General features: G+C 60.2%; 10 protein-coding genes. All 10 read left to right on the top strand.

The window, feature by feature from the left end:
* Window positions 1–367 precede the first annotated feature (367 nt).
* Complete coding sequence (locus tag HMPREF2751_RS07510) at window positions 368–4417, top strand: translation initiation factor IF-2 N-terminal domain-containing protein (RefSeq protein WP_070595795.1); 4050 nt, start codon at window positions 368–370, stop codon at window positions 4415–4417.
* Between the two features lie 383 nt (window positions 4418–4800).
* Complete coding sequence (rplU, locus tag HMPREF2751_RS07505) at window positions 4801–5109, top strand: 50S ribosomal protein L21 (RefSeq protein WP_005511541.1); 309 nt, start codon at window positions 4801–4803, stop codon at window positions 5107–5109.
* Between the two features lie 40 nt (window positions 5110–5149).
* Window positions 5150–5407, top strand: a complete 258-nt coding sequence (rpmA, locus tag HMPREF2751_RS07500) for a 50S ribosomal protein L27 (RefSeq protein WP_016422312.1) — start codon at window positions 5150–5152, stop codon at window positions 5405–5407.
* A 256-nt stretch (window positions 5408–5663) separates the two neighbouring features.
* Window positions 5664–7178, top strand: coding sequence for a GTPase ObgE (obgE, locus tag HMPREF2751_RS07495; protein WP_070595794.1), 1515 nt, complete (start codon window positions 5664–5666; stop codon window positions 7176–7178).
* A gap of 98 nt (window positions 7179–7276) precedes the next feature.
* A complete protein-coding gene (gene proB / locus HMPREF2751_RS07490; protein ID WP_016422314.1) occupies window positions 7277–8626 on the top strand; it encodes a glutamate 5-kinase in 1350 nt (449 codons plus the stop codon).
* 174 nt (window positions 8627–8800) lie between these two features.
* Entirely contained in the window at window positions 8801–9514 is a 714-nt protein-coding gene (locus HMPREF2751_RS07485) for a class E sortase (protein ID WP_070595793.1), read from the top strand.
* Entirely contained in the window at window positions 9515–9667 is a 153-nt protein-coding gene (locus tag HMPREF2751_RS10810; protein WP_016422316.1) for a hypothetical protein, read from the top strand.
* A 14-nt stretch (window positions 9668–9681) separates the two neighbouring features.
* On the top strand, window positions 9682–11025 hold the full coding sequence (locus HMPREF2751_RS07480) for a glutamate-5-semialdehyde dehydrogenase (protein ID WP_246823191.1): 1344 nt from the start codon (window positions 9682–9684) through the stop codon (window positions 11023–11025).
* Window positions 11026–11046: 21 nt separating this feature from the next.
* Window positions 11047–11802: a nicotinate-nucleotide adenylyltransferase gene (gene nadD, locus HMPREF2751_RS07475; protein ID WP_070595791.1), complete on the top strand. Its 756-nt coding sequence runs from the start codon at window positions 11047–11049 to the stop codon at window positions 11800–11802.
* A gap of 87 nt (window positions 11803–11889) precedes the next feature.
* The gene (gene rsfS / locus HMPREF2751_RS07470) at window positions 11890–12348 is read left to right on the top strand and encodes a ribosome silencing factor (protein WP_005511538.1); all 459 of its coding nucleotides are present in this window, start codon (window positions 11890–11892) and stop codon (window positions 12346–12348) included.
* The last annotated feature ends 2 nt before the right edge of the window (window positions 12349–12350 follow it).

The following is a 12350-nucleotide window of genomic DNA, read 5'->3' as shown; positions in this document are numbered from 1 at the left end:
TCATAAACGCAGTCAGTAACTCGGATTGGCCCGCCGCCACCAATGTCGGTGCGCGCCACCTGCTCGATATGTGCGACAATGGACAGCAGCAGTAGTGCCCGGGAGTTCGCTCCGGCGGATGAAATATGCCGCATGTGATCGCTGAATCCCCGAGTCAGCCGGTAGGCCTGCCAATAAGACTTTCATAATTGTTCATCGTTTTCGGCCCTCTATCTGCGCATTTGGCGCAAATGAAGTGGCTGTCGCAACATCGTTGCTCCGCCTGGTTTCCAAGGCCACAACGGATGTAGGCGCACATGGAATGACAAAGAGTGTGCTTCCTGTTGTCGGGTTTTGCGTGGTGGGGTGTCAAGGAGAAACAAATACAGTGGCAAATTTCAGCCAGGATGTTGTCGCTAAGGCACGCGAATTTGATCGTGAGTCAGCGGCTCTGAAAACCCGAGTCCACCACCTGGCCAAGAGCTTGGGGTTGACCTCGAAGGAAACCATCGAAGCACTGGGGCACGCGGGGATCGTCGTAAAGTCCGCTGCGTCCACCATTAATCAAAATCAGCTCGACGCAGTGCTGAATTTCATCGGTGATCATCCAGAGGATGCCTCGCTTGACGACGGATCCGCTGCGACCAAGCCAACCGGCGAAAAGCCAGCCGCGAAGGAAAAACAGTCGGCAGGTAAGCCGAACGCGGCAGATGAGAAGTCGGACGAGCAAACTGCAGCTAAGTCCGAGAAGAAGCCAGCTGCGAAGAAGAGCGGCAAGAAGTCGGCTGCGAAGAAGGCCACAAAGAAGGCTGCGCCGAAGGCAGCCAAGAGCGAAGCGGAGTCGGACGCAGCGCCTGCCGAGGAAGTGACCGAGAAGAAGGACACCAAGAAGGCCTCGGCTAGAAAATCCTCGGCAAAGCAGAGCGCAGAGAAGCAGAGCGCAGAGAAGCAGAGCACGACTAAGAAGCGAGCAACGCGTAAGCGGGCTGTGAAGAAGACCGCTGGCGCTCCGGAAGAAACCGCTGCGAAGGACGAGCAGAAGGACTCGAACTCGGTCGTCGAGGAAGCTGTTGAGGCTGTCGTTCAGTCGTCGTCGAAGAAGGCTGCAGACAAGAATGCTTCCGATAAGAAGGCTGCCGACACCGTAGCCGAGACCGCTGAGAAAACCTCCGCTGAGGAAGCTTCCGCCGAAGCACCTGCTGCAAAGAGCGCTGCAGTGACCACACGTCGTGGCCGCCGAGTTCGCCGTGCGGTCCGCACGACCAGCGCTCCAGTGGCAGAGGAAGCTCAGGAAGCGCAAGAGCCGCAGAAAACGCAAGAGCCGCAGGATACGCAGGCAACTCAGAGCGAAGCCCTGCAGGACATCGAGCCGCCGGTAGTCCCGGAGCCTCCGGTTGCGGAAGAGCAGACCGCGTTTGCGCCTATCTTCCTGGCTCCGCAGGCTGTCCCGGCCACGGCCAAGGATTCGGCCACCGAGGATGCAGCTTCGGCTGACAGCGGTGCCTCCAACCAGGGCACCGATGACAACGCGGGGGAGGGGCAGGACGGCTCGTCGTCAAGCGAAACGGAGCGTCAACCGCGCCCGCGTCGTCGCCGTCGTGGACGTGGGCGTCGTAATGATGACGCGCAACAGGCGGAGAAGACCACCGAAAACACAGAGCGCGAGGAAGAGGAAACCCGCGAAGAGGTCGAGGAGCCGCAGGCGATTAAGGGATCGACTCGCCTGGAGGCGCAGCGCCGTCGCCGTATCGAGCGTCGTGAGGAATCGCGCAAGCGCCACGTAATCTCGGAGGCGGAATTCCTGGCTCGTCGTGAGTCGGTGGAGCGCACGATGGTGGTGCGTGAGCGCAAGCGCCATGACCACGCGGGCATTGTCACTGAGGTGGGCGTGTTGGAAGACGACCTGCTGGTCGAGCACTTCGTTACCTCTGACACGCAGACCACGCAGATCGGCAATATCTATCTCGGTCGCGTGCAGAACGTCCTGCCCAGCATGGAAGCGGCGTTCATCGATATCGGAGCCGACCGCAACGGTGTCATTTACGTAGGTGACCTGAACTGGAAGCTGCTGGGCACGAAGTCGCGTTCGCGCAAGATTGAACATGCGCTGAAGGCCGGCGACCAGATTCTGGTCCAGGTGTCCAAGGACCCGATTGGTCACAAGGGTGCGCGTCTGACCACCCACATTTCGATGGCTGGTCGATTCCTGGTGTACGTGCCGGGCGGCCGGAGCGCGGGTATTTCCCGCAAGCTGCCGGAGCCGGAGCGCAAGCGCCTGAAGTCGATTCTGAGCGAGGTTACGCCGGAGGGCTCGGGCACGATTATCCGTACCGCAGCCGAGGGTGTGTCCAAGGAGGCCATCGAGGCCGACATCAAGCGCTTGGAGACGCAGTGGCAGGAGATCTGGGAAGCCTCCGAGGCAGCGAAGGCGAAGCGTGGAGCAAAGCCGATTGCGCTGTACGAAGAGCCAGACATGCTGGTCAAGGTCGTCCGCGACGTCTTCAACGAGGACTTCTCGCGTCTCGTGGTGGAGGGCGATCGCCCGTGGAACACAGTGACGGACTACATCGGCGACCTGGCACCAGAGCTGGAGCCGCGACTGCAGCGCTACTTCGCCAAGGAGCACGGCGGCGCTGATGTCTTCGAGCACTTCCGCATCGATGAGCAGCTGGCCAAGGCACTCGACCGCAAGGTCTGGCTGCCTTCGGGCGGCACGCTGGTCATCGACCGCACCGAGGCCATGACGGTCATCGACGTCAACACCGGTAAGTTCACCGGCGCTGGCGGAAACCTGGAAGAGACGGTCACTCGCAACAACCTGGAGGCCGCTGAGGAAATCGTCCGCCAGATGCGTCTGCGCGATCTGGGCGGCATGATTGTCGTTGATTTTATCGACATGGTGCTGCCGGAAAACCAGGACTTGGTGCTGCGCCGTCTGAAGGAGGCCCTGGGCCGCGACCGCTCGCGTCACGAGGTCTCCGAGGTCACCTCGCTCGGCCTCGTCCAGATGACGCGCAAGCGTCTGGGCACAGGCCTGTTGGAGACCTTCTCCACGCCGTGTAGCTGCTGCAATGGCCGCGGTCTGATTATCCACATCGATCCGGTCGAGCAGGACAATCAGAGCCGTGGCCACAAGAATGGCCGTCGCAACGACGAGCAGGGTAAGTCCAAGCGCCGCAACAAGTCGCGCTCGGAGCACAATCCGGCCAACCACCCGGCCGCCCTGGCCATGCACCGCGATCAGAGCGACCAGGCAGGCTCTTCCAAGGCAACGCGTGACGACGACACGGAGACCAACCAGCGCGATAAGGACGCAGCCGACAAGCGTGTCGCAGCTGCTGTCGAAGCTGTCATCGTCTCTTCTGAGAACGATGAGCCGAAGCCGCCGCGTCGTCGCCGGGTTCGTAAGAGCCAGGGCCGAAACGATGAGCAGCGACAGAACGGCCGTGGCCGTCAGGAGCGCCGCGAGCGTACTGAGCAATCGGAGAACTCCAATGACCTGGCTGCTCTGGCTGCCGCAGCTGTTGCGGAAGCCCGTGAGAAGGACCCAGAGGAGCCGTCGGATGACCGTTACATGCCGCAGGAGGGGCAGCGCCGCCGCCGTCGGGCTACGCGTCGCCGTGTAGCGGAGCATGTTGCCGTTGATTCGGCTGCACGCGACGCTGATGACCGCGACGAAGAATATGGTGATCGTCGCAAGCGTTCGGAGCGCCCGACCCGTGCTGAGCGTGCCGAGCGCACCGATAACGGTGGAGGCCGTGGCGACGCTGAACGCTCCAGCAGCGCTAGCGCTCGACATCGCCGTCGTCGCGCTGTGCGTCGTACTGCTGTGGATGAAACCACTGCGCCTCAGGCTGGGTCTCAGGCAGCTTCCACCACAGATGTGAGGGAGCCAGCCAGGAATGGCAAGGGCGGCAACGCTAACAAGACCGGTAAGGCTGTGGCCGAGGAGTCCCAGACCTATGAGGAGGCGAAGGAGGCGTTCGAGCGTTCTCCACGCCGTCGTCGTCCGACGCGCGGTAACTCTCGCTCGGATCGCGCACCGCGCCGCGAGGACTTCGAGTCCACTAAGCCAAAGGCGGACGCTGAAGGCAGCAAGGGCGGAGATCGTGCGAAAGACAACCGCGATGACAGCAACCGCAGCACCAACCGCAGCGCCAACCGCAGTGGCGGTGGACGCCGCTCGGGCAAGTCACGGGTTGAGGTCGTAGCGGTCCAGGGCACGGGAGCTCGCCGTAATCGCCGTCGGGCGGTGCGCAGGGTCTCGTCGCAAAGCGATGCCGGAGCGACTGCGCCGAAGCAGCGACAGGGCGCTTCAAACCGCGCTACTAAGCCAGAGCAGAAGCAGGCTAATCGCGGTGCTGCGGCGCCGGAGACGAAACCGGCCAATCGTCGTCGCCGCGTGCGTCGTGCGGTGCGCCGAAGTGGCCAGAACTAGGTATTGGAAACCTGGAGTAAGACCAGATAGAAGGCTGTTTTCCGTTCCCTAAAGCAGGGGGTGGAAAGTGGCTTCGGAAACTGCCCGGGAAGACCGTGAAAACCAATGGGGGACAGGGTCTTACTCGGGCAGTTTGTAATTTAGGGGGATTTTTCGCTACTCTTGACCAGTCGCTGATTAGTAGGCGTATCTGGTCATGCCCACTGGTGCTTGAGGCGCTGGTGGTAAGGAAACGGCCAGAGCGGGGAAATCTACTCGGATTTGGCTTTCGGGTATGTCCCTGAAGTGTTCTGCACACGCAACTAATCGCAATTCCATTGTCCAGTCAAGGAATTACAAAGATTCCTTGAGTCGAGTTTCTCAGATAAAGGGGTAGCCCTCCTATGTACGCGATCGTCAAGACCGGCGGCAAGCAGTACAAGGTTGCCGAAGGTGACCTCGTCAAGGTCGAGAAGATCGAGGGTGAGCCGGGTTCGTCCGTGGCTCTCACCCCGGTTCTGCTCGTCGATGGCGCAGATGTCATTGCGGATGCCGACAAGCTTGCCAACGTTACCGTTAACGCAGAGATCGTCGAGGCCGCTAAGGGCCCGAAGATCCGCGGCATGCACTACAAGAACAAGACTGGCTACAAGCGCCGCTACGGCCACCGTCAGCCGCTCACTGTTCTGAAGATTACCGGCGTCTCCAAGTAAACCGCCGAAATTCCAATTAGCTTTTCCCTAGGAGAAAATCATGGCTACTAAGAAGGGTGCATCCAGCACCAGCAACGGCCGCGACTCCGAAGCTAAGCGCCTCGGCGTGAAGCGCTTCGGCGGCCAGCAGGTTAAGGCAGGCGAGATTCTCGTTCGTCAGCGCGGTACCTCGTTCCACCCGGGTGAGAACGTTGGCCGTGGCGGCGACGACACTCTCTTCGCTCTGAAGGCAGGCGCAGTCGAGTTCGGTACCCGCCGTAACCGCCGCATTGTCAGCATCGTTGAGAATAACTCCTAAGAACAACCCTCGGTTGTCCACATAGGATTACTGCAACGTTGAATTTGAGGCAGGTTTAACTGCCTTGCAGAAGAGCCGATTCCTTTCCCACTGCGAAAGGTAATCGGCTCTTTTGTTGTTTATTACTGTTTCGCGCTTTTAGGTTGCGAGGCAGCGTTTTGTTACCGCCTAGACTTCTGCCCGTCGGCTCGCTTAAATTAGGGCATTACTCCAGGCACTAGAAGATGGCTCTCCGCTCGGAAGTGTGTGTGATTTTATGTCTCGTTTTGTAGATCGTGTCGTACTGCATTTGCAGGCCGGCGACGGTGGTCACGGCTGTAACTCGGTGCTGCGTGAAAAGTTCAAGCCACTCGGCGGGCCCGATGGCGGCAACGGTGGCCACGGTGGCGACATTGTGCTGGTCGTCGACCCGCAGATTCACACTCTGATGGACTTCCACTTCCATCCCCACATCAAGGCTGCCAACGGTAAGCCCGGCGCGGGTGATCACCGCAATGGTGCTCGCGGCGAGGACCTGGTTCTCGGAGTGCCGGAGGGCACGGTTGTGATGACCGAGGATGGGGAAGTGCTGGCGGACATGACCGGTAAGGGGGACCGCTTCATCGCCGCTGAAGGCGGTTACGGTGGCCTGGGCAACGCAGCGCTGGCGAACAAGAACCGCCGTGCGCCGGGCTTCGCTCTCCTCGGTGAGCCTGGCGAGGCCAAGGATCTTGTCTTGGAGCTCAAATCCATGGCAGACGTTGGACTGGTGGGCTTCCCGTCAGCCGGAAAGTCCTCGCTGGTCAGCACCTTGAGCGCTGCTAAGCCGAAGATTGGTGACTACCCATTTACCACGCTGCAGCCGAACCTGGGTGTGGTCAACGTTGGCTACGAGTCCTTCACCATCGCAGATGTGCCGGGTCTTATCCCGGGGGCGTCTGAAGGCCGTGGTCTTGGGTTGGATTTCCTGCGTCACATTGAGCGCTGTGCTGTGCTGGTGCATGTGGTGGACGCTGCTGCGCTGGAGGGCGACCGCGATCCGGTCTCTGACATCAAGGCGTTGGAGGCGGAACTCGCCAACTACCAGTCGGTGCTGAAGGCCGACGTGGGGCTTGGGGACCTCGCAGAGCGTCCGCGCGTCATCGTGCTGAACAAGATTGACCTGCCCGATGCTCGCGAGATGATTGACATGCAGCGCGAGGAGTTGGAGAAGTTCGGCTGGCCGATTTATGAGATCTCTACGGTGACGCACGAGGGACTCAAGGAGCTGACCTACGGCCTGAAGGATCAGATTGCCGCCTACCGCAAGGCGCATCCGTTGCCAACAGAGCAGGAGCCCCGTGAGGTCATCCGTCCGGAAGGTGTGCGTGGCAAGAAGCGCGAAGGCGCGGACTTCACCATCGAGCGCGATCCGAATACCCCAGATGGGTTCATTGTGCGTGGCCGTAAGCCGGAACGCTGGATTAACCAGACGGACTTCGAAAACGACGAGGCAGTCGGCTACTTGGCTGACCGCCTGGCCAAGCTTGGTGTAGAAGATGCCCTGGCAAAGGCTGGGGCAACGGTTGGCTGCCCGGTGACGATTTCCTATCTCACCTTCGAGTGGTACCCGCAGCAGGTCGCGGGCACCGATGACTTCGTGCCGAGTGGCCGTGGTACCGACGATCGTCTCTACGTCAACGAGCGCACTAGCGCTGAGCAGCGTAAGCGTGCATCGCAGGCCCGCCGTGGTCTGATTGACGAGTACGATTTCGGAGATGGCGAAGAGGCTATTCGCGACCGGTACTCATAGTCGCGGGCGCCAGCGTCGTCGGCAAGCGAAGACTTCAAACTTGCATTTTGTCACTGATTGTTTAAACAATTATATAGTCAGAATTACATTAGACCGTCATGTTTTCCATTAGTGAAATGAGTGAGTCAGTTATCCCTTCCGACACCGTTGCCAACGATGTTGACGTCACTGGAGCAGATGCATTAGATGCCCCGGTAGCTACCGCGCCGAAGTCTGAATCGGACGCGCCGATTTCCCGTGAGGAGGTCGACGAGCTGCTTCACAACAATCCTGAGTCCACCGTCGCTGAGATTGAAAAGGCGACTGAGAATTTATCTCCGGGAACCAAAGGCGGTTTCGATTCCGAGACTCGTGAGGCAATTCGGACCGCGAAGCGCGTCGTGGTGAAGATTGGTTCTTCCTCGTTGACCGGATCTGACGGTCGTACCGATCCCGAACGCATCGACTTCATTGCCGATGCCCTGGAAAAGCGTATGGGCTTTAGCGATGTCATTGTCGTGTCCTCCGGCGCGGTGGCATCCGGAATGGGGCCGCTGGGGCTGACTTCGCGTCCCACTGATTTGGCGACCAAGCAGGCGGCTGCAGCTGTGGGGCAGGTGCGCCTGGCACAGGAGTGGGGACGCTCCTTCCTGCGCTATGGCCGCACTTCTGCACAGGTGCTTTTGACCTCGGACGATGCAGGTGTGCGTTCGCGTGCCCGCAACGCCCAGCGCACTATCGACCGCCTGCGCCAGCTGGGTGCAGTGCCAATTGTCAACGAAAATGACACGGTCGCGACCTCGGAGTTCCGCTTCGGCGACAACGACCGCCTCGCCGCCCTGGTCAGTCACCTGGCGTACTGCGATGCACTGATTCTGCTTTCCGACGTCGACGGCCTCTACGACCGCAACCCGGCCGATCCAGGTGCGACCTTTGTGCCAGAGGTGCGCAGCGGTAACGACTTGCGTGGTGTTATCGCCGGTGACGGTGGAGCACTGGGCACCGGTGGAATGGCCTCGAAGGTGTCTGCCGCACGCCTGGCTTCGCGTGCTGGGGTGCCGGTGCTGCTGACTTCGGCGTCCAACATTGAGCGAGCACTTGACCAGGCAGACGTGGGAACGGCTTTCGCCGCGAAGGACAACCGCTTGAGCGCCTGGAAGTTCTGGATGCTCTACGCAGCGGATAGCTCGGGCCTGCTTCGCCTGGATGCCGGCGCGGTCGACGCTGTGACCCGCATGCGCAAGTCGCTGCTCCCGGTCGGTATCACCTCGGTTGACGGTGAGTTCTCCGCTGGTGACATCGTCGACCTGATTGGCCCGAGCGGTGAGGTCATCGGACGCGGCGAGGTCAACTATGACTCTGAGGAGCTGCTGGGCATGATCGGCTACCACACCGAGGAATTGCCGAATGACATGCAGAAGCCTGTCGTCCATGCCGACTACCTGTCGGATTTCGCCTCCCGCGCTTAGGAGAGCGTTGCGCTGAGAGCTGCAGCGCTTAAAGACGCGCACCTGGGCGCGCCCGGACAGAGGTGCCTCGGCAAAGACCGGCTGAGTGGGGACTAGCTGAGTGCGGACTGGCTGGGGGAGGAGTGCCTGAGCGCGGACTGCCTGGATGAGGAACTTTCGGGCATAATCCTAAGTGTGTTATCGAAAATTATTGGCGTCATCGGCGAGTTGCTCTTGACCGCTGGAGTGCTGGTGGCGCTCTTCGCCTTTTATCTGCTGTACTGGTCTGGTCTTGAAACCGGGAAAGCTCAGCAGCAGGCTCGTGATGAGCTGCAGCAGGCATGGTCCGCACCGGCATCGGCCCCAGCTCCGGCGCCAGAAGGCACGGAGCCAGCTGTTGAGGGCTCCTGGGTGCCTGGCTCTGCGGTGGCGATGATTTCCGCTCCTAAGGCCGGTTTTAGCGATTTGGTCGTATTCGAAGGTGTCTCTCAGGAAGTTTTGCGCGGTGGCCCCGGCCATTATCCGAGCACAGCCCTTCCGGGGCAGGTGGGCAACAGCTCTTATGCCGCCCATCGTGACGGCCACGGAGCTCCCTTTGACAACATTGACCGCCTGCAGACGTGCGATGACATCACTGTAGAGACGCGTGATGCTATTTACCGCTACAAGGTATTACCGGTCGACGGTATGGCTGGCGCAGGGGAAAGCTTCGACTGCGTGCCAGAAGGAACTAACGTCCCCGAGATTCCCGGCCAGCACATTGTCACTCCAGACCGCGCCGATGTCCTCAATCCGGTCGGTAACGCGACTCTACTTACGCTGACTACCTGCCATCCGCAGTGGGACAACACTCATCGGCTCATTATTCACGCGGTTCTCGCCGGTGTTGAGACCAAGGAGGTCAACTAGATGTACGCAGCTTTTTGGCGATCCCTGCCGGGTCCGTGGTGGGTGAAAGCGATCATCACCATCGTGATTGCCGTCATCGTGTTCCTGCTGTTGATGAATTACATCTTTCCTTGGGTTGCTGAGCTAATTCCCTCAAATGATGTCTCACTCTAGTTATGCTGGTAGGCATGACTGCTCAAACGAACGAAACTGCTAACACCAATCAACAGGGCATTGCCGAGGATTCGGCTCTTAGCCTGGAGCGTGCTGCTGAGCGCGCCGAGGTTTTAGATAAGGCACAGCGTGCCAAGGCTGTCGCGGGAGAGCTGGCTCGCTTTACGTCGGCACGCAAGAACGAGCTCCTGCTGGCCGCAGCAGATGCGCTGGTCGCCCGTACTGAAGAGATTCTGGTAGCCAACGCCAAGGACATCGAGGCCGGTAAGGCCCGTGGTTTTAGTGACTCCCTGCTGGATCGCCTGCGTCTTGACGCCGATCGTGTTGAGGGTATTGCCGGTGGGTTGCGCCAGGTTGCGGCCCTGCCGGATCCGGTAGGCGAGGTGCTGCGGGGCAGCACTCTTCCTAACGGCATTAAGCTTTCCCAGGTCAGCGTTCCGCTGGGCGTGATGGGCATGGTCTACGAGGCTCGCCCGAACGTTACTGTCGATGCCTTTGGTCTGGCGCTGAAGTCGGGCAACGTGGCCTTGCTGCGTGGCTCCAAGTCCGCCGTCCACTCCAACACGCAGCTGGTCGCGGTTTTGCGTGAGGTGCTGGCCAACCACGATGCACCGGAGGACCTTGTTCAGCTGCTGCCGTGTGAGACCCACGATTCCGTGCAAGATCTCATAACTGCCCGCGGCCTGGTTGACGTAGTGATTCCGCGCGGCGGTGCCGGTCTGATTGAGGCCGTCGTGACGAAGGCAACGGTGCCGACCATTGAGACCGGTACCGGTAACTGCCACATCTACATCGATGCTTCCGCCGATATCGACGAGGCGATTGCGCTGATGATTAACGGCAAGACCCGCCGTCCGAGCGTCTGTAACGCCACTGAAACGGTTCTCATTGACTCGGCGCTGTCCGCGCAGGATCAGGTCCGCATTTTGGACGCGCTTGCCGACGCTGGCGTTGCGGTCCACGGCGATGTCGATAATCTGGCGGCCTCTGGGTGGACTGGTGAGGTCATTCCGGCGACGGCGGAAGACTGGTCGGATGAGTACCTCTCGCTAGACATTGCCGCACGCATTGTCGACGGTGTGGTGGCCGCGACGGATCACATCACTGAGTACTCCTCGGGACATACAGAAGCTATCTCTGCACGTGACTGGGGCGTGTGCCAGGAGTTCGTCGACCGTGTCGATGCGGCCGCCGTAAGCGTCAATGCCTCGACTGCGTTCACCGATGGTGAGCAGTACGGTTTCGGCGCAGAGATTGGTATTTCCACTCAGAAGCTGCACGCCCGTGGGCCCATGGGGCTGCCGGAGCTGACCAGCAGCAAGTGGGTTCTGGCTGGTCGTGGACAGACTCGTCCGTAGTGCCCAGGTAAAGTGCCAGTCATGATTAAGCGCAAGAAAAGTGTGCGGTCGCGAGTACACGCCGCGTTGACAGCGAAGTCGGCGGACACGCCCCGGCAGCGCATTGGCGTAATGGGTGGCACTTTTGATCCCATCCACAATGGTCACCTGGTTGCCGCCAGCGAGGTGGCAGACCGTTTCGACCTTGACTTTGTGCTTTTCGTGCCCACGGGTGAACCGTGGCAAAAGCGCGGCCGGAAGGTCTCTCACAGCGAAGACCGCTACCTGATGACGGTCATTGCCACTGCGTCGAACCCGCAGTTTTCGGTCTCGCGGGTTGATATTGATCGGCCGGGTGCGACCTATACCGTCGATACGCTGCGGGATTTGAAGGTCATCTATCCCAACGCGGATCTGTTCTTCATTACCGGTGCCGATGCGCTGCAGAAGATTATGACGTGGCGGGACTGGGAGGAGATGTTCGACGCAGCAACGTTCGTCGGTGTCACTCGCCCAGGGGTTCACCTGCGGGCAGAGGACTTGGAAGGAATCGACGCTTCACGGTTGCACCTCATCGAAATTCCCGCGATGGCTATTTCTTCTACCGATTGTCGAAAGCGTGCGGAGGCAGGACGCCCTGTTTGGTACTTGGTGCCGGATGGCGTGGTGCAGTACATCGCTAAGCGGGGTCTGTACCAGTCTGCTGAGGGCACGGTTGGTTCTGTGGGCCCCGCATCGGTGAACTCGGCCTCCGAGGATGCGGCGCCGGTGGATGCGAAGTCCGATACCGCGGACTGAAAGTTAGCAAAATCCCGCTGAGACGGTAAGTTACAAGTACAAACGCTGTTTTTCACGACTTTTAATCACAAGGAGCTGAAGTCTTTCGTGACTGCACAACCACGCGCCATTGAGCTGGCGACCGCCGCGGCGAAGGCCGCCGATAGCAAAAAGGGTGAGGACGTCGTTGTTCTCGATGTCTCTGGCCCGGTGGTGATTACGGACGCATTCGTCCTGGTCAGTGCTGACAATGAGCGTCTGGTTGCCGCAATCGTCGACGAAATTGAGGACGATCTGCGTGACCTCGGCGCAAAGCCGGTTCGCCGCGAAGGTGTCCGTGAGGGACGTTGGGCGCTGCTGGATTACGGCGACATTGTCGTGCATGTCTTCCGCAGTGAAGAACGCGACTTCTACGGCCTGGATCGACTGTGGCGCGATTGCCCGCGCATCGAGGTCGAGGGCATCGAGCAGCCGAGCAACGAGGACGGCGAAGATTCCGCCCGCAATGCTCGTTCTATCGACGAGATTCCGCTGGCTGCCGAAAACCCGGACACGGACGAGTTTTAATT

This window comes from Corynebacterium sp. HMSC063G05 (assembly GCF_001810555.1).
Classification (GTDB): Bacteria; Actinomycetota; Actinomycetes; order Mycobacteriales; family Mycobacteriaceae; genus Corynebacterium; species Corynebacterium jeikeium_D.
Note: the sequence above shows the minus strand (reverse complement) of the source record. Positions and strands in the feature narration are given on the sequence as shown.